Here is a 22,822-nt window from a genome sequence, read left to right on the forward strand (position 1 = left end):
GAGCCGCACCATGGATTTCGGACTCTCACCGAGGGCCGAGGAACTCCGTTCGCGCATGGCCGCGTTCATGGCGGAGTACGTCCTGCCCGCCGAGCCGGAATACGACCGGCAGCTCGCCGAGGCGAGCGAGCCGCACCGACTACCGCCGGTGATGCGTGAGTTGAAGGAGAAAGCACGCGCCGGGGGACTGTGGAACCTCTTCCTCGCCCACGGCGACTGGGGCGCGGGCCTCACCAACCTGGAGTACGCGCCACTCGCCGAGCTGGCGGGCCGCTCCATCATCGGCCCCGAGGTCTTCAACTGCTCGGCCCCGGACACCGGCAACATGGAACTCCTCGCCCTCTTCGGCACACCGGAGCAGCAGGACCGCTGGCTGCGGCCACTCCTGGCCGCCGAGATCCGCTCCTGCTTCGCCATGACCGAGCCGGAGGTGGCCAGCTCCGACGCACGCAACATCCGCACCCGGATCACCCGGGACGGCGACGAGTACGTCGTCGACGGCCACAAGTGGTACACCTCCGGGATCCTCGACCCGGACTGCCGGCTGATCATCCTGATGGGGGTCACCGACTCCGACGCACCCACCTACCGGCAGCAGAGCATGCTGCTGATCCCACGCGACACCCCGGGTATCACCGTCCTGCGCGACCTGCCCATGTTCGGCTACACCGACCGCTGCGGCCACGGCGACGTGCTCTTCGAGGACGTACGCGTGCCGACGTCCGCGCTGCTCGGCGGCGAAGGGGAGGGATTCGCCCTGGCCCAGGGGCGGCTGGGGCCCGGCCGTATGCACTACGCCATGCGGGCGGTCGGATTCGCCGAACGCGCCCTGGAGCTGATGTGCCGCCGGGCCCTGACCCGTACCGCCTTCGGCGGCCCGCTCGCCGAACAGGGTGTCGTGCGCGAGTGGATCGCCCGCAGCCGGATCGAGATCGAGCAACTGCGCCTGCTGGTCCTGAAGTCGGCCTGGCTGATGGACACCTCGGGCAACGCGGCCGCCCGTACCGAGGTCGCCGCGATCAAGGTGGCCGCGCTGGAGGTGGCCCACCGGGTGGTCGACCGGGCGGTCCAGGCGCACGGGGCGGCCGGGGTCAGCGACGACACCGTGCTGGCCCGGCTGTACGCCATCACCCGGGCGCTGCGGATCGCGGACGGCCCGGACGAGGTGCACCTGCGCACCGTCGCCCGGCGCGAACTGGCCCGGTATCCAGAGGAGTCGGCATGAGCGCACAGGCACCGAACGCACAGGCACCGAACGCACAGGCACTGGACGGACGGGTGGCCCTGATCACCGGCGGCTCCCGGGGGATCGGCCTCGGCATCGCGAAGGCGTACCGGGAGGCGGGCGCCCATGTGGTGATCGCCGCCCGCAAGCCGGACGGACTGGCCGTCGCCCGCGAGGAGTTGCTGCGGGTCAAGGGCAACGGCGAGGTGCACGAGGTGGTCGCCCACGCGGGCCGGCCGGAGGACGCCGAGCGGTGCGTCGAGGAGACCATGGGCCGGTTCGCCCGGCTCGACGTGTTGGTCAACAACGCGGCCACCAACCCCTACATGGGCCCCCTCCTCGACCTCGACCCGCCACGCGCCCGGAAGACGGTCGAGGTCAATCAGTACGGCATGGTCGTCTGGACCCGACACGCCTGGCAGGCATGGATGCGCGAGCACGGGGGAGCCGTAGTCAACATCGCCTCCGTCGGCGGGCTGGTCGTCGACCCGCACATCGGCTGGTACAACGCCACCAAGGCGGCGATGCTCCACCTGACCCGGCAGCTCGCCTACGAACTCGGGCCGCACGCCAGGGTCAACGCGATCGCGCCCGGCCTGATCAAGACCGAACTGGCGCGGGCCGTATGGGAGCCGAGGGAGCCGATCCTCACCGCGCAACTGCCCCTGCGCAGGCTGGGAACGGTCGAGGACGTGGCGAACGCGGCGGTGTTCCTGGCGTCCGGGGCCTCGTCCTGGATGACCGGCCAGACGCTCGTCCTGGACGGCGGGGCGACCGCACTGCCGATCGGGGTGGAAGGGTGACCGGCGCGGTCGTGGACCTGTTCTCGCTCGAAGGCCGGACGGCCGTGGTCACCGGGGCCTCGTCGGGGCTGGGCGCGCGCTTCGCCACGGTGCTGGCCGCCGCCGGGGCCACGGTGTTCGCGGCGGCCAGGCGACCGGACCGGCTGAAGGAACTGGCCGACGGCGACCCGCGCATCCACCCGGTCGTCTGCGATGTGGCACGGGAAGCGGACCGCGTCCGGCTGGCGGAGACCGCCTTCGAGCACGGCGGCCGGCTCGACGTCCTGGTCAACAACGCGGGGGCACCCGGCGCCGTACGCGCACAGGACGAGAGCCCCGGCGACTTCGCGGCCGTCCTGGCCGTCAACCTGGTGGCACCGTTCCACCTCGCCCGGCTGCTCGCCGAGGCACGGAGCGATCACGGTCGTACGAGAGCGGTCGTCAATGTCTCCTCCGTCCTCGGGCTCGTCTCCGGCGCCCCGCTCGGCGGGGCCGCCTACGCCGCCTCCAAGGCGGGGCTCCTCGGGCTGACGCGCGAACTGGCCGGGCAGTGGGGAGCGGCGGGGGTACGGGTGAACGCCCTCGCACCCGGATGGTTCCGCTCGGAGATGACCGACGGACTGTTCGCCGACGAACGCTCCCGGCGCTGGGTGGAGCGCGGCACGATGCTCGGGCGCGGCGGCGCGCCGGGCGAGCTGGACGGAGCGCTGCTGTACCTGGCCTCGGACGCCTCCTCGTACTGCACGGGCCAGGTGCTCACCGTGGACGGCGGGTGGACGGCGCGATGAGGGTCACGGTCGAGGTCGACGACGCCGGGGTGGCGCACGTCGAGATGTGCCGGGGCTCGGGCAACGCGATCGACCTCGCGACGGCCAGGGGGCTGCTGGAGGCGGCACAGGAGTGCGAGGCGGCCCGGGTACGGGCGGTGCTGTTCACCGGGCGCGGGCCCGCCTTCTGCGTGGGCGGCGACCTCAAGGAGTTCGGCGCCGTACCTGAGGAACGGCTGGCGGGACACCTCACCGACGTCACCGGCGCGCTGCACGGGGCGCTGCGGATCTTCGCCGGCCTCGACGCGCCGCTGGTGGCGGCCGTGCAGGGGGCGGTCGCCGGGGCCGGTCTCGGCCTGGCCATGGCCGCCGACCTCGGGTTCGCCGCCGCGGACGCCCACTTCACGGCGGCGTACACCGCGATCGGGTATTCGCCGGACGCCGGGGTGAGCTGGCTGCTGCCCCGTCTCGTCGGCCCCAAGCGGGCTCTGGACCTCCTGCTGACCAACCGGAGGGTGTCCGCCGCGGAGGCCCTGGAGATCGGGCTCGTGGGCCGGGTGGTCGCGCCGGAGCGGCTCCGGGAGGAAGCCGAGGGCGCCGCGCGGACACTGGCGCGCGGGGCCACCGAGGCCTACGGCGTGACCCGGCGGCTGGTGGCCGGCTCGTTCTCGGCCGGGCTCGACGAACAGCTCGACGCGGAGGCCCGCCGACTGGCCGCGGGCGCCGTGTCGGCGGAGGGGCGGGAGGGCATGGCCGCCTTCCTCGGCCGGCGACGGCCGGACTTCGGGCGTGCGGCAGCACGGTGACGGGCGGGGCCGCCCGCAGCCACGTCCCGTCGATTCGAAGCCAACCTGAACTTGGGTCTACTCTCGGACGACCGGACGGTGATCGGAACCGGCCGTGGAGCAGAGGGAGAGGCGATGGCAAGGGCGCGGATCGTGGATCCGGAGGAGGGGCCCAGGTCGAAGCGGGCGGCCATCCTGGTGGCCGCGGTGGAGCGGTTCGGGGAGGACGGCTACGAGAGCACCAAGTGGTCCGAGGTGGCCGACCGGGTCGGCATCGGGCAGACGGCGCTCTACCACTACTTCGAGTCGAAGGCCCACTGCCTGCTCACCATCATGCGCCTGGAGCTCCAGCGCTCCCACGACCAGTTCGTCGAGGCCACGAAGGACGTGACCGAGCCGGTCGACGAAGTGCGCGCGGCGGTGCGCTCCGCCTTCGCGGTCACCGAGCAGGAGATCCGCCAGATGCGCATCCTGCAGGCGAACATGTCCCTGCTGGCCAACCCGCGCAAGTCGAAGCGGGAGGAGACCGAGCGGGTCGCGGCCCGCCAGCTCGTGCAGATGGTCGAGCGGGACTGGACGAACCTGCTGATGCGGGGCATGTCCAAAGGGGCCTTCCCGTTGCGTGACGCGCACACCCTCGGCCTGGCCGTGCTCGGCATGATCGTCAGCGTCTGGCGCTGGTACCGCCCGACCGGGGCGATTCCGCTCTCCGAGATCAGCGAGATGATCGAGGGGTGCGTGGTGCGCATGGTCGCCGAATAACCTCCGGCTCCGTCCCGCCTCTTGCCGGGGCGGCCGTCCTGGGATCAAACTGAACTGAACTCAGGTTGCCGCTAGCTGTGTGGCCATCATCAGGGAGGGCGATAGGCAATGGTGCTTCGCGAATACATGGCCCGTATGGACGGCCAGGATCCGGAGAAGGCCCTGGAGCTGCTGGAGCCCGGATTCCGTTTCCTCATCGCGCTGCCCGGCGGTGAGCGCAGCGGATCCTCGCGTGAGGAGTTCGCCGCGTACATAGCCGGGCGCCAGGCCGTGGACCGTACCCATGAGATCAAGCGGTACGCGGTCGACGGCGATGTCGAGACGGCGTACGGCTTCGTCGTCGAGAAGGGCGTGACCACGGGAGCGTTCCTGTCCGCCGTACAGGTCTCGCCCGCCGGGCTGATGGCGCGCTACCAGTCCTTCTTCACCACCGACTTCGATCTGGTGGACCGGCCGTGACCGCCCCGGCCGCGCAGTCCACCGCAGCGTTCCTGACCCGCTGGTTCGCCATCCTCGACAGCGAGGACGCGGACCGCATCCTGGACCTGATCAGCGACGACTTCTCGTTCTCCATCCTCTTCTCGACCGGTGACGGCGGTGCGACCGACTTCCACGGCGGCCGGGCCGAGATGGCGGGCTATCTCGCCCAGCGCGAGGTGGGTGTCCGCACCCACCACCTGCTCACGGCGGGCACCGTCGGCCGGGACGAGTTGTTCCTCGGCGAGGTGCGGCGCTCCGGGGTGCCGGAGGCGACCTTCGTGGCCGGCGCGCGGCTGGATGGGACCGGCCGGCTACGGCGGCTGATGATCGGACGCTCGCCCGAGGTGCTGTTCACCTGACAAGCCCGAGGAGGGCGCGATGTACAACCTGGTCCTGCTGGCCGCCCGGCCGCCCGAGTGGACGCACGAGCGGTTCATCGGCTGGTGGCGCGGCGAACACGCCGAACTCACCCGTACCCTGCCCGGCCTGCGGTCCTGGCGGCACACCGACATCGACACCGCCCTCGAACCGCGCTCCGAGGGCTGGGACGGGGTCTCCGTCCTGAGCTTCGACACCGCGGAGGACCTGCGCAAGGCACTGGACAGCCCCGAGTGGGCGGCCGCGGTCGCCCAGGTCGGGGACATGCGGGGCCGGAGGATCGCCGTCATGGGCGGCGAAATGGAGATGTACCCGGGCTGAGCGCGCCCGTCCGAGCCGGACAGCCACCACCACCTTTCGCGCGACGAGGCGAGGAAGCAGCGGATGCGACAGACAGTGCGGGAGTTCCAGCAACACGCGGAGAAGGCCGACTTCACCGCCGTCGTCGACGACACGGGCCGGCACGGAGCGCGCGACCTGCTGGCGCGCGCGGCCGAACTGGCCGACACCATGGCACCGGACGGCTCGCCTGGCGGGACCGTCCTGCTCCAGGCCGACAACTCCTGGCGCACCGTCGCCGCCACCCTCGCCGTGGGGATGACCGGCGGCGTCCTGGCACTGGTCAACCGGCACACGACCCGGGCCGAGTTCGTGGCGGCTCTGGAGGACATCCGCCCCGACACCGTCATCGCCGAGCCGTCCGCGGCCGAGGGATGGCAGGCGGGGGCGGGTGTGGTGGGTGCGCGGACGGCCGAGGCGCTCGACGGCTGGCAGGCCCTCGTCGGCCGCGGCCCGCGCGATGTCTCCCGCTGGTCCGGTGGCGCGGTGATCGGCCTCACGTCCGGCTCCACCGGACGACCCAAAGGGGTGGTCCAGTCCGAGAGCGCCCTGCGCTACGCGTGCGCCCGCACCGCGGAGATCAACGGGCTGCGCGACGGCGACGCGGTGGCCGCCATTGTGCCCCTCTCGTCGACCGCCGCCTACTGCTTCGGCGTGGGCATGGCGCTGATGCTCGGCGGCCCGCTCGTCCTGAGCGGCCGGTGGGACCGTGAGGAGGCACTGGCACGGATGTCCGCGAACGACGTCCGATGGACCATGTGCGTGCCGACCATGGCACTGCAGATGGGCTCGGCGGCCGCCGGATCACGGGTCCTCGAAGGCGTCCGCTCGATCACCGTCGGCGGTGGTCCCATGGACCGCGGCGCCCTCGCCCGTGCCGAACGCTCGCTCGGGACCCGGATCCTGCGCGTCTTCGGCATGTCCGAATGCCTCGGGCACACCTCCCCACGGCCCGACGACCCCGAGGAGATCCGGCTGGGCCGGGACGGACGCCCGTTCCCCGGCACCGAGTTGCGCGCGGTCGCCGCCGACGGCACCGTCCTCGGCCCCGGAACGACCGGCCGGGCCGAGGTCCGCGGCCCCTCCCTGTTCGTGGGGTACGCCCGCGACGGCAAGGTCGAACCGCCCGCCCTCACCCCGGACGGCTTCTTCCCCACCGGGGACCTGCTGGTCACCGGCGACGACGGGACGGTCACCATCATGGGGCGGGAGAAGGACGTCATCATCCGGGGCGGCCGCAACCTCGACATCACCGAGATCGAACGCGCCGTCGCCGCCCACCCGGGTGTCGCCCGAGCGTGTGTGGTGCCGGTGCCGGACCCGCTGCTCGGCGAACGGGCGGCCGTGCTCGTGGTCCCGGAGGACGGCCACGACGGCATCGACCTCGACGACCTCACCGCACACCTCGACCGCACCGGCCTGTCCAAGGCCAAGTGGCCCGAATTCGCCTTCACCGTGGCCGAGTTGCCGCAGACCACGGTGGGCAAGCTCGACCGCTCCGGAGCCCGCAGGCTCGCACACGAACTGCACACCCGGCTCTCCCCGGAGCCGGCCCCGCACCCCCACCGCCCATCGAACCGCCCATCGAATCGGCCATCGCACCGGCCGACGTACCGGCAAGGAGACGCATGACCTCCCCCACGACCCGCACCCCCCGCTTCGACCGCGGCCGATGGGCGGAGGCGGGAGCCGAGACCGTACGGCCCGGCGTCCACCGCATCCCGCTGCCGCTGCCGGACGACGGACTGCGCGCGGTCAACGTCTACGCGCTCGAAGGCCTGGCGGAGGGGCTGGTCCTGATCGACGGGGGCTGGTCGGTCCCGGAGTCCCACAAGGCACTCGAGGACGCGCTCGCCGACCTCGGCCACGACCTCGGCGAGATCAGCCACATCCTGGTCACCCACATCCACCGCGACCACTACACCCAGGCCGTCGCGCTGCGCAGGCTGCTCGGCTCCCGGGTCTACCTGGGCTCCGGCGAACGCCGCGGCCTGGAACTGCTCGGAGCACTCCGTACGACGCAGCCGGCCGGTTCCCTGGAGACGCTGACGCGGTCCGGCGCGGGCGAACTCGCCGAGCGGGTGGCCGCGATGGACCACGGCGACTTCGACCCGGGCGTGTGGGAGGCCCCCGACCGCTGGCTGGAGGCGGAGGAACTCCGTTTCGGTGACGCCAGGTTGCAGGTCGTCCCGACCCCCGGCCACACCCGGGGACATGTCGTCTACCTCGACCACGCCCGCGGCCTGCTCTTCTCCGGAGACCACGTCCTGCCGCACATCACCCCGTCCATCGGCTTCGAACTCGGCCCGGCCGAGCTGCCGTTGGGGGACTACCTCGACTCGTTGCGGATGTTGACGACGCTCGCCGACGCCCGGCTGCTGCCCGCACACGGCCCGGTGGGCGACAGCGTGCACGCCCGGGTCGGCGAGTTGCTGGCCCATCACGACGACCGGCTCGCCCAGACCCTGGCGGTCCTCGGCGACCGTACGCTCAACGCCCACGCCGTGGCCGGGGAGTTGGGGTGGACGCGGCGCAAGGTTGCCTTCGCCGACCTGAACGCCTTCAACCAGATGCTCGCGGTCAACGAGACCGCGGCCCACCTCGACGTACTGGCGGCCCGCGGCCACGTCCGACGCACACGGTCGGGCGACGGCGTCGACCACTACACCGCGCACGCCGGTTAGCGCGCCGTCCAGCCTCCGTCGACGTACAGCTCCGAGCCGGTCATGAAGCTCGCGTCGTCGGAGGCCAGGAACGCCACGGCCGCCGCGACCTCCTCGGGCGTGCCGAGCCGGCCGAGCGGCGTGCCGTCGAGCATCGCGGCCAACCGCGGTGTGCCCCGCCACAGTTCGCGGGACCGGGGTGTCTCGATGAAGCCGGGATGCAGGGAGTTGACCCGGACACCGCGCCTCGCCCAGTGCAGCGCGGCGTTCTTCGTCATGAGACGTACGGCGCCCTTGGCCGCGTGGTACGAGAACTGGGAGCCGAAGCCGCCGACCGTACCGAAGATCGACGCGACGTTGACGACCGAGCCGCCGCCGGACCGCTCGATGGCCGCGCCGGCGTGCTTCATGCCGAGCCAGACACCGGTCTGGGTGACCGCGATCACCTGGTCCCAGGACTCCCGGCTCTCCGTCTCGACGGTACGCATCGCGGCGATCCCGGCGTTGTTCACCAGCACGGACAGGGAGCCGAGCCGACCGGTCACCCGGTCCACGGCGGCCTCCCAGGCCGACTCGTCGGTCACGTCCAGCGCCAGCCCGACGGCTCCGCCCCCGGCCTCCGCGGCGAGCTTCTCGCAGCGTTCCGCGTCGACGTCCGTCACCACCACCGTGGCGCCCTCGGCCGCGAGCCGTCGTACGACGGCCTCGCCGATGCCTCCGGTGGCGCCGGTCACCAGGGCCACGCGGCCCGCCAGCCTTGCCTCCATCACACCCGTCCCTCCCTCAGTCCTTGACGCCGCGCCAGGCCAGCGCGCCGCCGTCGATCACATGGGCGGCGCCCGTGATGAACGCCGCGCTGTCCGAGGCCAGGAAGCAGGCGAGCCGCGCCACCTCCTCCGGCCGCCCCAGCCGGTCCACCAACTGCGGGGCCACCAGCGCCCGTTCCGTCGCCTCGCGATCCCCGGCCGCGGCGAAGTGGTCCTGCGTCAGCTGTGTGTCGATGACGCCGGGACACAGGCAGTTGCAGCGCACCGGGGCGAGGTCGACCGCGGTGACCTTGGTCAGATGGATGACACCGGCCTTGGTGACGCCGTAGGCGGGGCAGTTGGGGAAGCCGACGAGGCCCGAGACGGAGGCGGTGTTCACGATGGCCGGGCCGCGGGTGGAACGCCGCAGATGGGGCGCGGCGAACTTGGTCGTCAGCCAGACGGCCTTGAGGTTGACCTCGTAGACGGCGTCCCAGACCTCCTCGGGGAGCGAGCCGACACCGTGGTCCTGGCCGGTCGTGAACGCGGTGTCGATCACTCCGGCGTTGTTGACCAGCACATCAAGCCCGCCGAAGCGCTCGGCACACCGCGCCACCATGCCCTCGATCTCGTCGCGCACCCGCAGATCGCACACGATCGCCTCGGCCTTCGCCCCCTCGCCACGCACCATCGCGGCGGTCTCGCCGGCGGCCGTCTCATCGAGGTCGGCGACGGCCACGGCCGTAGCGCCCTGCCGGGCCAGCTCCACCGCGATGGCCCGGCCGATGCCCCGGCCCGCGCCGGTGACGAGAGCGACCCTGTCCAAGAGGGAACCGTCCATCGTCCGCTCCCTTCCGCCCGCGGCGGATCCAGAACTGAACCAACTTCAGTTCACTGCCGGAGTCTAGGTTCCCGCGGGGGAGAGCGACAAGGGGTGGGATCGCCGTCGAGGTGCCTCAGGGCCGGTAGACCATCCCGGGCTGGGGCTTGGCCGGGGCGAGCAGCTGGGACACCGTGACCACGGTGTAGCCACGCTGCTTGAGTGCCTTGAGAATCCCGGGGACGGCAGGAACGGTCCCCTTGTGCAGGTCGTGCAGCAGGATGATGCCGTCGCGGTGGGTCTGGTCGAGCACCCGCTTGGTGATCAGGGCCGAGTCGGTCGTCTCGTAGTCCTTGGCGGTGACGCTCCACAGCACCTGCGCCAGCCCCAGCTCCCGGCAGACCTTGGCCACTTTGCGGTTGGTGCGGCCCTCCGGCGGACGCATCAGGACGGGCCGGGTGCCGGTGATCTTCTCGATGGCGTCCTGTGTCCGGCTCAGCTCCTGACGGGCGTCGTCCTCGTCGAGGTCGGTCAGCCTCTTGTGGTTCCAGGTGTGATTGCCGATTTCGTGCCCCTCGTCCGCGATCCGGCGCAGGATGTCGGGGTACTTCGAGATGTGGCCCTTGCCCTGCACGAAGAACGTGGCGTGCAGATGCTGCTGCTTGAGGATGTCCAGCAGTTTGGGAGTCGTCGGGCTGGGGCCGCCGTCGAAGCTGAGGGCCACGCACTTCGCCTTGCGGCAGTCGACGTCTCCGGCCACCGATCCCGATGCCTTGGCTCGGGCGGCGCGCGGCGAGGTGTGATCGTAGGTCGTCACCGTCAGAGCCAGAGTCACGGCGACGGCCACGACGGCGGCCGCCGCTGTCGCGACGGCGATGAGTATGCGAGACCGTCTCTTACGTGTGTTGAAGAGCATGCGAGGCCTTTCTTCGGTGGAGTTGCGGGGTTACCGCGTGCGGGTGAGAGCGGGCTGCGCGGGGAGGTCCCGCAGCCGCATGTCGAGCGTCAGGCGATGCCTCAGCCGGCGTCCGAGCCGACGCTCGACCAGCGTGTGGACCAGCAGGGAGAGCCCCAGCATGCAGATGACGGACAGTGCCGTCGCGGGCAGGGGCTCTGTCCGAACCTGTGCGTGAGGTAGAGCACGATCCCGGCGACGAACAGGCCGGTGTACCGGGTCACTACGAATTCGTCGAGCAGCGGTGAGTGGAGTTCACGGGCGATGACACCGGCCAGGAGCCAGACGCCGCAGCAGCCCACCACCCGCGGCCCCGGGGCCATCGTCAGGTTCCCCAGCACCGTACGCGGGTCGATGCGCGTGGCGGCGGGCCACCGGCCCAGCCGTGAGACCAGGACGAGGAGGACGACCAGGAGTACCGCGCACCAGTAGGCCGGGAAGAGCCGTGCGATTCGGGAGACGGTGAACTGCGCCGGGGTCCGTCCCCAGCAGCTCATGCAGATCTGCCGGCGGTACGGCGCTGTACGACGGTGTGCTGTGCGGCCAGGGTGTCGGCCCGGTCGGCGGGTCCGGTCAGTACCGCGTGGCTCTCGCGCTGTGCCTCGGCGTCCTCGCTCAGCTCGGCGCGGCCGTCGCGCAGCACCAGCACCCAGTCGCAGGTCTCCTCCAGTTCGGGCAGGACGTGCGAGGAGAGCACGATGCTCGTGCCGCGCTCGGCGGCCTCGGCCATCAGCGCCGCCATGATCTCGCCTCGTGCCACGGGGTCGAGATCGGCCAACGGCTCGTCGAGCAGCAGGAGTTCGGGCCGCTTGCCGAGGGCCAGGGCGAGCGCGACGCGGGTGCGCCGGCCGGGCGAAAGTTCGCCGACGCGGGCATGGAGCGGGATGCCGCCCTCGTGGACGATCCGCTCGGCGGCCGTCCGGTCCCACGAGGAGTTCGGCTTCTCGCCCATCAGCAGGGTGTCCGCCACGGTGAAACGGGGGTAGAGCGGCTTGTCCTGGGTGAGCAGGGCGACCCGGGTGCGGGCCTCGGGGGTGCCGGGCGCGGCGCCCAGCACCCGCAGGTCCCCGGAGCCGGCTCGCAGGAGGCCGCCGGCCAGGTGCAGCAGGGTGCTCTTGCCGGCGCCGTTGCGTCCGACGAGGGCGGCTATACGACCGCCGGGTACGGTGAACTCGCAGTCCCGCAGGGCCCAGCCGCCCCGCCTTCGGTACCGGAATCCGAGTCCCGTGGCGCGCACCGCGGCCGGCGCGTCTGGCCCGGTCATGCGTCCTCCTTCCTGCGTTCCCGGTCGCCCGGGGTGTGGCTGTCGTGTTCGTTGCGGTGGGCGTCCAGGGCCGCTGTGACCATGGCGAGGACATCGGCCCGTTCCAGGCCTTCGGCCCGGGCGCGTGCCACCCAGTCGGTGAGCTCCCGGCGCAGCGGCGAGTCGTCCGCCGCGCCGGGCCGGGCGAGTGATCGGGTCACGAAGGTTCCGAGGCCGCGGCGCAGTTCGACCAGGCCGGCCTGCTCCAGGTCGCGGTAGGCCCGGAGCACGGTGTTGGGGTTGATGGCGGTCGTCGCCACCACCTCCTTGGCCGTGGGCAGCTTGTCCCCGACCTTGAGGAAGCCCATCCGGAGCGCTCGTTCGGTCTGCTCGACGATCTGCACATAGGCCGGTACGCCGCTGCCGCGGTCGATCCGGTAGTCGATCACGTCGTTTTCCTCGGTTCCATCATGCTTGTGCTAATGAATTAATGGAAGCATGGTGGATGTCCGATGGCGCTGTCAAACGTCTGTGAGCGCGTTGGCGGACCTCGGCGGCATGGCCCCCAGCAGCCTGTCCCCGCCCTCCACGGCCCGCTCGGGTGTGCCGTGCCGAGATGTACCACCGCTCACGCGCCGCGCGTCTCCTCGGGCGGCTGGTCACCCACGGCTCCGAGCGCGCGTGGGTTGAGGGTGCCGAGCATGCGCTGGAGGAAGGCGCGCACCTGTTCCTGTTCCTGGGGCAGAAAGGCCTGGAGAGCTTCCCGCTCGCACGGTTCGAGCGCGCCTTCGCCCCGTAGCGCCAGCTCCACCCCGGCGGCGGTGACGGACATCTCGACGATTTTCCCGTGGGTGGGGTGGGCCCGCCGTTGGACCAGCCCACGTTCCACCAGGTCGCGCAGCGCCGTGCCCATCGACTGGGCGGTGACGCCGCAGCGCCGGGCGAGTTCGGCGCTGGACAGTGTGCCGTCCCGGCTGAGCCGCACCAGGGCGCTGTACTGCGCCTGGGTCAGCTTGAGCGGGCGCAGCGCCTGTTCGATGCGCTGCGCGTAGGCCTGCGAGAGCTGCCAGAGCAGGTAGCCGATGCGCTCGCCGGGGTCCCACACTGTCACGGCATTCTCCATGTATCTGTTAACTTATATCAGGCACCTTACATCATGAGGATCGGGGAACCGTGCCCAGCACCACCTCCACAAGCCAAGATCATCTCCCCGGCGCGGATCCGGGGCCGGCGCGACACCGTCACCGTCCCGGTCCGCAGACGGACGCTCCCCCCGAGCGCAAGGGGCTGACCGGCCGGCAGGCGGTGCTCAAGCCCGTCATCACCGTGCTCACCATCGGTCTGGTCTTCGTCAGCGTCTTTCTCGCCGCCTTCCACACGCCCAAGGCGCACCGTCTGCCGATCGCCGTCGCCGCGTCCGACAAGACCGCGGCACTCTTCGACGTCCGGCTCCAGCGCGTCTCGCCGGACGCCTTCCAGGTGGACCGCTACCAGGACGACGCCTCGGCCCGCTGGGCGGTCGAGCACCGCCGCGCGTACGCCGCGCTGCTGGCAGACGACGGCACGCCCAGGATCGTCTACGCCGGCGCGAACGGTCCCGCCGTGTCCGCGCTGGTGGCACCCCTCGGCACGCTGTGCGCGTCCGGCTGTCAGACGGCGGGACACAAGATGCCCGTGACCGACATCCTCCCCCTTTCGTCCGGGGACAGCCGCGGCCTGTCCGTCTTCTACGCGTCATTCGGCCTGGTGCTCTCGGGCTTCCTCTTCGGCCAGATGACCTATCAGGTCGCACCGCGCCTGTCCTTCGGGCAGCGCGTGTCCAGTCTGGCGCTGTTCGCGGTCGTCGGCGGGCTGGCGGCGACACTCATCGCGAGTACGGCCTTCGGCGCCATACCCGGCCCCTTCCTGGGCATCGCGGGACTCGTGACGCTGATGGCGGGGGCCGTCGCGGCAGCCACCGTGCTCCTGATCCGCATCTTCGGTCCGGTCGGAGTTCCGCTGGCGTCGATCTTCATGCTGGTCATGGGGAACGCCACCAGCGGTGGCGTTCTGCCGCCCGAATTCCTGCCCGGCTGGCTGAAGCCGCTCGCCTCGGTCATGCCCGCGGGTGTCGGCGTCCGCGCGCTGGACGGGATCGCCTACTTCCACCACGACGGACTGACCAGCGGCACAGTGGTGCTGTCGACCTGGATCGCGCTCTGCGTGGCGGGGCTGCTCCTGCTGGACCGGATCGCCGCATCGGCCGGGATCGTGCACGCCGCGAGGTCGTGAGGTCGCCGTGTCACACCTTCTGGCCCTGCCTTGTCTAAGGGGTGTCGAACAACAAACAACGGGGCCGCATCCTGCCCGAGGTGGGGGACAAGCCGGGCGCCTGGGTTGTGCGCTCTCTGGAGCGCCGTGGCGCGCACGTTCACCTCGACACACAGATCCGCTCCCTCGCCGATGGCCGTGCAGTGCTCTCCGACGGGGAGGAGTTCGATTCCGGGTTGGTCGTATGGACCGCCGGCAACGCCTCCAATCCGGTCGTGCACAACCACTCGGATCTCCCCATCGACGAACGAGGCCTGCTCGTGGTCCGCCCCGACCTGCGTGTGGGCACCGGCAGCGAACTCGTCCCGGACGCATGGGCGGCCGGGGACGACGCGGCCGTTCCCGACCTGGCATCAACGGTGCCGGGGGCTCACACGGTGCCGAACGCCCAGCACGCCGTACGGCAGGGCAGACGCCTCGCGAAGAACATCGTGGCCGACCTGCGCGGGGGACGCATCAAGAACTACCGCCACAGCAGTCTGGGGGTGGTGGCCACGCTCGGGCTGGGACGGGGCATCTTCCAGTACAAGAAGATCGTCATCAAGGGGCTGCCTGCCTGGCTGATGCACCGGGGCTATCACGTCCTGGCCGTGCCCTCATGGGAACGCAAGATCCGCGTCCTCGCGGTCTGGCTCACGGCTGCGGTCTTCGGCCGGGATCACGTCTCCCTCGCCTCCGTCCAGCATCCGCGGGACGCGTTCGTCACGAGCGGCGATCCGCAGCGCCCCGGCGAGAGCCCGACGAGTGGCCGCACGGCCGCATGACCGTGGAGCACACCATGAACACGAGTGAGGAGGCCGCGCGCGGCCTGACCGACATCGAGACCTTCCTGTACCGGCACGCTCATCTGGCGGCAGCACGGCAGCACGGCAGCACGGCAGCACGGCAGCACGGCAGCACGGCAGCGCGTCACGGTCTTACCCACACGGGTGGCGGGGCTGACCCGGGAACAGAAGGTGGACATCGAGAGCTGGTACCTCAAGGAACAGACATACGTCGCACGCATGGTGACGGAACACATCGCGACACACGTCAGCGAGGTGCAGCAGAGGCACCGCGTCCGCTTCACGCGCTGGCTACGCGGAACGCTCGCCGCGATGATCCTGATCAGCGCGGCCATGGCCCTGTGCTTCGCCGTGCTCCTGAAATCGTTGAGCTGAACTGCCGGGCGCGGTGGGGACCTCGCCCGGCCCGCTGGATACGAGAGGCGGCGACCAGGCGATCGAGGGCGTTGCAACCGCGTTGATGCTTTCGCCGTCGGAGTCGCGGCCCAGCCGGGGCACGCATCAAGGACTCGAAGGCGCTGAGAGCCCGTCGCAGCGGACCGAGATGCGGCACGACCGGAGCAAGTTCCCTCTCCAGCGCCTGTTTCTGGCTGCGGACGAGCCAAGTCCTCCTGGAGGCTCTCGGCGGTGCCCGGCCGGTGGGTCGGCCGAGTCGAATCACTAGAACATGCGATGCGCGGGAGTGCACCGAACTACTCCGGGTGTTCAGACCCGCCCTGACGCGGTGCCGGCGTCCTGGTGTGACTGCCGCTCATGGCGTGTCGGGCACCGTGTCACATTTTCCGATCCTCGCCGGTCAATGGTTCGACAGGTCGGCCGGAAGGAGGTGCCCGCGGGCCGCGCAGTCCACTGCCCGTCCCAGTGCCGGCCGAATCACTCGATCATGCGATGCGCCTGGACATCGTTATGCCCCAGTCTGGCGGTGTTGGCGAAGAATGCATTCACTACCTGAACAGAGTCCTGATGTGAGCCGAGGGGCGGGCCGCGAGACCGCGACGTCTCTGCCTGACCGCCGTTGCTCCGACAACGGCCCACGGCATTCCCATGGGCCGGCTCTGCCGGAGGAGCGGGGCCGATCCGGATCTCCGGTTCAGCTGCGATGGGACCAGTCGTGACTTTCAGCTGCCGCTTTTCCCGCACCACCCGAACAAGCCAAGGGGATCCTCATGCCCGGCAACACGCCGGCCGTGCGGAGCACGTCGCAGGACGGCTTGCCGCAGCCGTCCGCCTGTCCCCGGTAGCGATGTGATCCCGCCACGCGACTGCCGTATCCGGAGGAACGAGGACCACAGGATCATGCATCTGAAGTCGTCCCCTACGACGAGTGACCTTGACGAGGCTGTTTCTGCCTTTGTGCAGTACCGGGCGCGCCTCTTCGGGATCGCCTACCGTGTGCTCGGCAGTGTGGCCGAGGCCGAGGACGTGGTCCAGGAGGTGTGGCTGCGTTGGCAGAAGACCGACCGCTCCGTGGTGGTGAGCCCCGTGGCCTTCCTGTCCAGTGCCACGACCCGCTTGGCCATCAACGTGGCGCAGTCGGCGCGGGTGCGTCGGGAGACCTACATCGGGCCGTGGTTGCCCGAGCCCGTCGACACCAGTGGTGATCCGGAGGTGGGCGCGCAGCGGGCGGAGGCTCTGGAGTTGGCCCTGTTGCTCGTGCTGGAGAAGCTGAGCCCCACCGAGCGGGCCGCGTATGTCCTGCGCGAGGCGTTCGACTACTCCTACCCGGAGATTGCCGAGATCCTGCAGCTCAGCGTCGTCAACGTCCGCCAGATCGTGAGCCGTTCGCGCAAGCGCCTGTCGGGCGAGCCGCGCGCGAGTGTGGACGCGGTGGAGCATCGACGCCTGCTGGATGCCTTCGTCTCAGCGGCTCGCACCGGCGATGTGGCCTCGTTGGAAGCCGTCCTCGCCCCTGACATCGTCAGCCTGTCCGACGGCAACGGCCTCCGGGGCGCCGCCCGGGTACCTGTGGTGGGCCGTGCGCGTGTGGCCAACCTGGCCACCGCCACTCGGCGGTTCTGGCAGGGGGCGGACCTGCGACTGGTCCAGGCCAACGGCCGTACGGGCGTGATGATCTGCCGCGACGGTTCCCCCATCACGATCCTGACGATCGCTGCGTCCAGGGAAGGCATCCACAGGGTGATGTGGGTGTTCAACCCCAGCAAGATCGCCGCGTTTCTGGACTCCGGCGCCCGCCGCGCAACTGCTCCCGGCCTGGCGTCGGTTGATGGCATCGCACCGTCCTAGCCGGCGGTGGCGAGCCCGATGAGCAGCAGGGCGATGTCGTCCGTCATGGGGGCGGTTCGCCGTGCGTGGTCGATCAGGGTTGTGGCGAGCCGGTCCATCGGCCGGCACCGGGCCTGGGCGAGCTGGGTGGCGAGCCCGGCCATGGCGTCGTCCAGGTCGACTCCGGGAGTTTCGACGAGTCCGTCGGTGTACAGGGCGAGGACGGTGCCGGGCGTCAGCGGGATCTCGGTGGCGGGATAGTCCGCGTCGGGGTCGATGCCGAGCAGCAGCCCGGGCGGCAGGTGAAGGACCTCGGCGTGTCCGTCGGGGTGGCGCAGGATCGGCGGGGGATGCCCGGCGGTGGCCAGGACGGCCCGGCGGCGTGCGAGGTCGAGATGTGCGTACAGACAGCTGACGAAGCGGCCCGCGTCCAGGTCGACCAGCTGGCGGTTGGCCTGCGTGAGGGCCTGCGCCGGCGCGGTTCCGGTGGCGGCGTGGGAGCGGAGGGAGAGGCGGATCCGGCCCATGAGCGCGGCGGCGGTGACGTTGTGGCCCTGGACGTCGCCGATGAACGCGGCCGCGGTGGTGTCGTCCACCCGGACCAGATCGTAGAAGTCGCCGCCGATGTCCATGCCACGGGCGGCGGGCAGATAGCGGGCGGCAGCGTCGAGTCCCGGCACGTCGGGCAGCGAGTCGGGGAGCAGGGCGGCTTGCAGGGTCTGCGCGAGCTCTTTGCTGGCGTCGTACAGGCGGGCCCGGTCCAGTGCCTGCGCGATGAGTCCCGCGAGTGCCGTGAAGACGACCCGTTCCTGCTCGGCGAAGGGGTGGGGGCTGTCGAAGGCGAACACGCACGAACCCACGGGACGCCCGGAGGTGATGAGCGGCAGAAAGGCCCAGGCGTGGAGACCTTCCTGGCGGATGGCGGGCGGGTAGGCGCGGGACAGTTCCTCGAACGTCGCGAAGAAACAGGGCCGGCCGGTGGCGAGGACCCGGAACGGGGGCGCCAGGCAGGTCAGCGGTGCTCCGTCGAAGAGTTCCAGGAGCTCGGGGTCGTATCCGCGACGGCCGATGACACGCATTCTGCCGTCCTCTTCCGCGAGCAGGGCCACGGTCCGGGCGCCGAAGGCCGGCAGTATCTCTTCGGTGATCAGATCGACCACGTCGGACACACCCACGGCTTCGGAGAGGGCGGCGGCCAGGTGGAGCACCTGGTAGACCTCGCCGAGGGGGATCGCCTGGCCCAGGAACGTCCCCGTTCTCGCGGGCCCGGCCGGTGAGGCCGGGCCCGGGCCGGTCGGCGAGATGCGGACGCTCACCCCGGATCCGTCGGGGTAGAGCTCGAAGGCGAGCCACTGGTCCGGCGGACGCAGGGCGGTGAAGTAGGCGGGCCTGCGACTGACCAGGGCACCGCGGAAGCAGTCCTCGATGGGCGAGTCGGCGCACCAGGGCAGGGCCTGCCAGGGATGTGTGCCGGTCAGCTCGGCGACGCTGCCGCCCAGCAGGGCGGCGGCGGTGGCACTGACGTAGGTGAACGTGCCCTTGAGGTCGAGCGAGCAGCTGCCCCCCGGCAGCCGTTCGACGAGGTCCGCCGCGGCCAGCGCCTCGGCCGGATCCCGGCTGTGGACCGGCGGCTGCGGCAGGGTGCGCGGTGTCGGCCCCGGATGTACGGCGTGGCCGGTGTCGGCGGCGTCGCGCAGGAACCGTCCCAGGCGGCGACAGGCGGCAGCGACCCGGTCGGGCCCCGGACCGGCGGCCCCGGCGGTGTCGGACCCGGGCCACAGGAGCAGCAGCGTGCCCCAGACTGTGGTGCCGGTGACGATGGGTGCCGCGGCTGCCGCGCAGTGGTAGGGAAGTGCGATCGCCGTACGCGGATAGCGTCGGGCGAACTCCTCGGGGTCGCTCACCCAGACCAGTCGTCGCAGACGCAACGCCTCCGCCACCGCAACAGGGCTCGACAGCGCCACCCGGGACCAGGGCGTCAGATACTCCGCCGGCAGCCCCGCGGTCACCTCCAGTTGCAGGGTCTCCCCGTCCGGCACCAGCAGGAAGACCGCACCCGCGAACACCCCCGTGTCGTGCACGGCGAACTCCAGCAGCCGGTCCAGCTCCGCCCGGCGAGTCGACCCGGAGGCGGCTGAGGACGGACGAGGCCCGTAGGGCGGAACCGCGCCGTCTTCCCGCATGGCGCACATACCAGCACCGTACGTCCGCACCGGCCGGCCCCGCGCGGGAGAGCCGTCCGGGACCGCCGTCGCGGCAGTGGCCCCTGTCACAGATCCAAGCGCCATCCGGTCAATGACCTGAAAAGGGACAAGTAGGGGCGCAATCGCGCTCAAGTCCGGGACCGGCATCGAGAACGGTGACGAAGCACGGCGTGCCGCAGGTGCCTGCCTCGCCGCCACCTATCCGAGGACGACGATTCGATGATCAGCACAGACACAGCGACACCCCGTAGGCAGCCCAACATCCGCGAGCCCTCGGAGTCGGCGATCGCGATGCTCGACGAGCAGGGGACGGTGGTCGGATGGACGCGGGCCGCCGAGCGGCTGGTCGGGTACTCCGCCGGCGACGTCGTGGGCCGGTCGGCCTCGGCCGTGCTGCGGCACTCCGAGGAAGCGCCGACGACGGCGGAGTTCGTCGACCAGTGCCGTGCCCAGCGCGGCTGGTCGGGCACGACGACGGTACGGCACAGGGATGGGCACGGGCTTGACGTGAGCCTGCGGGTCTCGATGCTGTGGGGGCACGGCGAAACGGTCCGGTGGCTCGTCTCCGTGACCGACATCGGCGAGGCCTCCGGGGAACCGACGAACGGACTGGTGCGGGAGTCGCTGCTCGCCCGCGTCCCCATGGGCATCGTCGTGCGGGACCCGCAACTGCGGTGCACCTGGGTGAACGACACGATGGAGAGCCACGACGGCATTTCCCGCGACCGGCGGCTCGGATGGCGAATCAGCGATGTGCGGCCGGGTGCCGCGGCCGAGACGATCGAGTCGGCGATGCGGGAGGTGATGCGGGGCGGGCCCGTCAAGGTCCACGACCACCGGACATGGCTGCCGTCGAGCCCGCACCGGGAGCACACGTACGCGGCTTCGATCTTCTGCCTCCAGGACGCCGACGGCCAGGTGCTGGGGGTGTGCGTGATCAGCGTCGACCTCACCGAGAGCCGGCGGGCGCGCGATCGTCTGGCCATCCTCAGCGAAGGCAGTACCCGCCTCGGCACCAGCCTGGACGTGATGCGGACCAGCCAGGAACTGGCCGACCTGGCCGTGCCGCTGCTCGCCGACTACGTCGCCGTCGACCTCGAGCAGTCGGTCCCGTTCGGCGAAGGGCCCCCGGTCCACATCGGCTCCACGGGCCAGCGCCTCCCTGTCTTCCTGCGCGCCGGTCTGGCGTCGATCCACCACGGGGTCCCGGAGTCGCCGTGGGCGCACGGCGAGGTGGTCCCGTGGCCGCCCGCCTCACCCTTCACCGACGTCATGCGCACCGGGATGCCCCACCTGGAGCCGGTCCTGGACACCGCTCCGGGCACCTGGATCGACCAGGACCCGGTGCGGGCGCGGACGATCCACGAGAACGGCATCCACTCCCTGATGCTCATACCCATCCGTACGCGGCGCGTCCTGCTGGGCATGGTGCTGTTCATCCGCACCTCGGACCCGGGGCCGTTCCAGGAGGTCGATGTGCTCCTCGCCGAGGAACTCGTCAGCCGCGCCGCGCTGGCGCTGGACAACGCGCGCCAGTACGCCCGCGAGCACACCGCTGCCCTCGCCCTCCAACGGAACCTGCTCCCGCACCGTCTGAAGGGCGGCGCGGCGGTCGAGACGGCGTCTCGTTACCTCCCCGCCGACATGGACCACGGCGTCGGGGGCGACTGGTTCGACGTGATCCCGCTGTCCGGCGCGCGGGTGGCCCTCGTCGTCGGCGATGTGGTCGGACACGGGATCAACGCCGCCGCGACCATGGGCCGGCTCCGCACCGCCGTACGCACCCTCGCCGACATGGAGCTGCGCCCCGAGGAACTGCTGACCCACCTCGACGACACGGTCCAGCGGCTGGCCGAGGAGGAAGCCGACGCTCCGGAGCAGTGCTCCCCGGCTGTGGGCGCCACCTGCCTGTACGCGGTGTACGACCCGGTCACCCGTCGGTGCGCCATGGCGCGGGCCGGGCACCCTCCGCCCGCGATCGTCGACCCGCAGGGGCGGGTCGCCTTCCCCGACCTGCCCACCGGAACCCCGCTGGGCATGGGGCTGGGCGTCCCCTTCGAGGCCGCCGAGCTGGAACTGCCCGAGGGGAGTGTCCTCGGTCTGTACACCGACGGCCTCATCGAGACCCGCGACCACGACATCGACGTGGGAATGCGCCGCCTCGGCAGCGCCCTGGCACAACCGGGCCGCCCCCTGGAGGAACTCTGCAGCCGCGCGATGGAGACCTTCCCGGGGCAGGCACCCTCCGACGACGCCACGCTGCTCCTCGTCCGGACCCGTACGCTCAGCCCCACCCAGGTAGCCTCCTGGACGCTGCCCAGCGACCAGACCGCCGCCCGCAGCGCCCGGCACATGGCGGCCCGTCAGCTGACCGAATGGGGCCTGGCAGGTGTCGCGGACACCACGAAGCTGATCGTCAGTGAACTGGTCACCAACGCCGTCCGCCACGGCAGCGGCCAGATCACCCTGCGCCTGATCCGGCACCAGGTCCTGACCTGCGAAGTGTTCGACTCGAGCGCCTGCGTCCCACGTCCGCGCAGCGCATGCACCCATGACGAGAACGGCCGCGGCCTCTTTCTGGTCGCCCAGCTGTCCCGCAGATGGGGCTTCCGTACCGTGCCGGGCGGCAAAGTGGTGTGGGCCGAAGTGGATCTGGCCCCCGCATCGGAACGCGCGGGGACCCTCGGGGTACCGCCCATGTCCGAGGAGCGCTCCGTCCTCGTCTCCGCGACGGCTGCGGCGCCCGCGGACTCCGGCGTCGCCGCCGGAGGAGGGCTCTTGCCCTGGTAGTGCGCTCGCCATGCCGCGGGCTCCTGGTTTGTGAGGGCCGCCGACAGGATGCAGGGTGGTTCCTGGAGCAGCAGCGCCGGACCATCCGTTCCGGGCAGGCCTACGGAGGTGCAGCAGTGTCGGCAGAGGACTCGGCGACCGAGACCGCCGGACAGGACAGCGAGTCGACGTTCGGCCCCAGGATGCTGGCGGACGTCAAGCCGCCCTTCGTACCCGAGGGTGCTTCGGGCATGACCGTTCTCGTCGAGTGGCCGCCCGGCGATCCCGGGACTCCTCCGCACCGTCACTCGGGGCCGTGTTTCGGCTACGTCCTCGAAGGCGCGGTCCGGTGGGAGCTCGAGGGCGAGCCAGAACGCGTGATCAAGGCCGGTGAGACGTTCTGGGAGCCGGGCGGTGAGGTGATCCACTACCAGAACGGCAACGCCTCGTCGGAGGTGCCGGCCAAGTACATCGTGTTCATGATGTGCGCGCCGGGCCAGCCGATGCTCACCCTGGTCGGCGACGAGGAACTGGAGAAGCGGGCCCACCTGCGCGCCCCCCGCCCCACCGACTGATCCACCGGCTC

Annotated in this window: 23 protein-coding genes and 1 pseudogene; 16 read left to right on the plus strand and 8 right to left on the minus strand. The window is 71.2% G+C overall.

Annotation, left to right across the window (positions count from 1 at the left end):
- Positions 1-10: 10 nt before the first annotated feature.
- The 10 genes from ABT137_RS03770 (at position 11) to ABT137_RS03815 (ending at position 8,202) form a co-directional block, all read left to right on the plus strand.
- Positions 11-1,225 carry an acyl-CoA dehydrogenase family protein gene (locus ABT137_RS03770; RefSeq protein ID WP_351701867.1) on the plus strand — a complete coding sequence of 405 codons (1,215 nt, stop codon included), beginning with the start codon at positions 11-13 and terminating at the stop codon, positions 1,223-1,225.
- Complete coding sequence (locus ABT137_RS03775) at positions 1,222-2,028, plus strand: SDR family oxidoreductase (protein ID WP_351701870.1); 807 nt, start codon at positions 1,222-1,224, stop codon at positions 2,026-2,028. Before ABT137_RS03770 ends, ABT137_RS03775 begins: the two co-directional genes overlap by 4 nt.
- Positions 2,025-2,795, plus strand: coding sequence for an SDR family NAD(P)-dependent oxidoreductase (locus tag ABT137_RS03780; RefSeq protein ID WP_351701873.1), 771 nt, complete (start codon positions 2,025-2,027; stop codon positions 2,793-2,795). The genes ABT137_RS03775 and ABT137_RS03780 overlap by 4 nt, the downstream gene beginning before the upstream one ends.
- Positions 2,792-3,580, plus strand: coding sequence for an enoyl-CoA hydratase/isomerase family protein (locus ABT137_RS03785; RefSeq protein WP_351701876.1), 789 nt, complete (start codon positions 2,792-2,794; stop codon positions 3,578-3,580). The genes ABT137_RS03780 and ABT137_RS03785 overlap by 4 nt, the downstream gene beginning before the upstream one ends.
- Positions 3,581-3,694: 114 nt before the next feature.
- Positions 3,695-4,321 (plus strand): TetR/AcrR family transcriptional regulator, encoded by a 627-nt coding sequence (locus ABT137_RS03790; protein WP_351701879.1) that lies wholly within the window; start codon positions 3,695-3,697, stop codon positions 4,319-4,321.
- 108 nt (positions 4,322-4,429) lie between these two features.
- Positions 4,430-4,780, plus strand: coding sequence for a nuclear transport factor 2 family protein (locus tag ABT137_RS03795; RefSeq protein ID WP_351701882.1), 351 nt, complete (start codon positions 4,430-4,432; stop codon positions 4,778-4,780).
- Entirely contained in the window at positions 4,777-5,160 is a 384-nt protein-coding gene (locus ABT137_RS03800; protein ID WP_351701885.1) for a nuclear transport factor 2 family protein, read from the plus strand. Before ABT137_RS03795 ends, ABT137_RS03800 begins: the two co-directional genes overlap by 4 nt.
- 19 nt (positions 5,161-5,179) lie before the next feature.
- On the plus strand, positions 5,180-5,500 hold the full coding sequence (locus ABT137_RS03805; RefSeq protein ID WP_351701887.1) for an EthD family reductase: 321 nt from the start codon (positions 5,180-5,182) through the stop codon (positions 5,498-5,500).
- A 63-nt stretch (positions 5,501-5,563) separates the two neighbouring features.
- Complete coding sequence (locus ABT137_RS03810; RefSeq protein ID WP_351701889.1) at positions 5,564-7,150, plus strand: class I adenylate-forming enzyme family protein; 1,587 nt, start codon at positions 5,564-5,566, stop codon at positions 7,148-7,150.
- Positions 7,147-8,202 carry an MBL fold metallo-hydrolase gene (locus ABT137_RS03815; protein ID WP_351701891.1) on the plus strand — a complete coding sequence of 352 codons (1,056 nt, stop codon included), beginning with the start codon at positions 7,147-7,149 and terminating at the stop codon, positions 8,200-8,202. The genes ABT137_RS03810 and ABT137_RS03815 overlap by 4 nt, the downstream gene beginning before the upstream one ends.
- Here ABT137_RS03815 and ABT137_RS03820 read toward each other — a convergent pair.
- From ABT137_RS03820 to ABT137_RS03850, 7 genes are all read right to left on the minus strand, one after another.
- The gene (locus tag ABT137_RS03820; protein ID WP_351701892.1) at positions 8,199-8,948 is read right to left on the minus strand and encodes an SDR family NAD(P)-dependent oxidoreductase; all 750 of its coding nucleotides are present in this window, start codon (positions 8,946-8,948) and stop codon (positions 8,199-8,201) included. The genes ABT137_RS03815 and ABT137_RS03820 overlap by 4 nt on opposite strands.
- A 16-nt stretch (positions 8,949-8,964) precedes the next feature.
- Positions 8,965-9,768, minus strand: coding sequence for an SDR family NAD(P)-dependent oxidoreductase (locus ABT137_RS03825; RefSeq protein WP_351701894.1), 804 nt, complete (start codon positions 9,766-9,768; stop codon positions 8,965-8,967).
- A gap of 115 nt (positions 9,769-9,883) precedes the next feature.
- Positions 9,884-10,663, minus strand: coding sequence for a polysaccharide deacetylase family protein (locus tag ABT137_RS03830; protein WP_351701897.1), 780 nt, complete (start codon positions 10,661-10,663; stop codon positions 9,884-9,886).
- A gap of 101 nt (positions 10,664-10,764) precedes the next feature.
- Positions 10,765-11,199: a hypothetical protein gene (locus tag ABT137_RS03835; protein ID WP_351701900.1), complete on the minus strand. Its 435-nt coding sequence runs from the start codon at positions 11,197-11,199 to the stop codon at positions 10,765-10,767.
- On the minus strand, positions 11,196-11,966 hold the full coding sequence (locus ABT137_RS03840; protein WP_351701903.1) for an ATP-binding cassette domain-containing protein: 771 nt from the start codon (positions 11,964-11,966) through the stop codon (positions 11,196-11,198). Before ABT137_RS03840 ends, ABT137_RS03835 begins: the two co-directional genes overlap by 4 nt.
- Positions 11,963-12,394, minus strand: a complete 432-nt coding sequence (locus tag ABT137_RS03845; RefSeq protein WP_351701906.1) for a GntR family transcriptional regulator — start codon at positions 12,392-12,394, stop codon at positions 11,963-11,965. Before ABT137_RS03845 ends, ABT137_RS03840 begins: the two co-directional genes overlap by 4 nt.
- 179 nt (positions 12,395-12,573) lie before the next feature.
- Positions 12,574-13,056, minus strand: a complete 483-nt coding sequence (locus ABT137_RS03850) for a MarR family winged helix-turn-helix transcriptional regulator (protein ID WP_351701909.1) — start codon at positions 13,054-13,056, stop codon at positions 12,574-12,576.
- Between the two features lie 62 nt (positions 13,057-13,118).
- On the opposite strand from ABT137_RS03850, the gene ABT137_RS03855 reads away from it, so the two are divergent.
- The 4 genes and pseudogenes from ABT137_RS03855 (at position 13,119) to ABT137_RS03870 (ending at position 17,284) form a co-directional block, all read left to right on the plus strand.
- Positions 13,119-14,216 carry an ABC-2 transporter permease gene (locus tag ABT137_RS03855; protein WP_351701912.1) on the plus strand — a complete coding sequence of 366 codons (1,098 nt, stop codon included), beginning with the start codon at positions 13,119-13,121 and terminating at the stop codon, positions 14,214-14,216.
- 59 nt (positions 14,217-14,275) lie between these two features.
- A pseudogene (locus ABT137_RS03860) lies at positions 14,276-15,019 on the plus strand (NAD(P)/FAD-dependent oxidoreductase); the annotation flags it as partial.
- Positions 15,020-15,211: 192 nt separating this feature from the next.
- Positions 15,212-15,415, plus strand: a complete 204-nt coding sequence (locus tag ABT137_RS03865; RefSeq protein ID WP_351701915.1) for a hypothetical protein — start codon at positions 15,212-15,214, stop codon at positions 15,413-15,415.
- Positions 15,416-16,336: 921 nt separating this feature from the next.
- Entirely contained in the window at positions 16,337-17,284 is a 948-nt protein-coding gene (locus tag ABT137_RS03870) for an RNA polymerase sigma-70 factor (RefSeq protein ID WP_351701918.1), read from the plus strand.
- Here ABT137_RS03870 and ABT137_RS03875 read toward each other — a convergent pair.
- Positions 17,281-19,455, minus strand: a complete 2,175-nt coding sequence (locus tag ABT137_RS03875) for a SpoIIE family protein phosphatase (RefSeq protein ID WP_351701921.1) — start codon at positions 19,453-19,455, stop codon at positions 17,281-17,283. The genes ABT137_RS03870 and ABT137_RS03875 overlap by 4 nt on opposite strands.
- 231 nt (positions 19,456-19,686) lie before the next feature.
- Here ABT137_RS03875 and ABT137_RS03880 point away from each other — a divergent pair, with 231 nt between their 5' ends.
- Positions 19,687-22,257, plus strand: coding sequence for a SpoIIE family protein phosphatase (locus ABT137_RS03880; RefSeq protein ID WP_351701924.1), 2,571 nt, complete (start codon positions 19,687-19,689; stop codon positions 22,255-22,257).
- Between the two features lie 182 nt (positions 22,258-22,439).
- On the plus strand, positions 22,440-22,811 hold the full coding sequence (locus tag ABT137_RS03885; RefSeq protein WP_351702355.1) for a cupin domain-containing protein: 372 nt from the start codon (positions 22,440-22,442) through the stop codon (positions 22,809-22,811).
- Positions 22,812-22,822: the final 11 nt, after the last annotated feature.

Origin of the sequence: Streptomyces sp. NPDC001980 (genome assembly GCF_040296885.1) — a bacterium.
Taxonomy (GTDB): domain Bacteria; phylum Actinomycetota; class Actinomycetes; order Streptomycetales; family Streptomycetaceae; genus Streptomyces.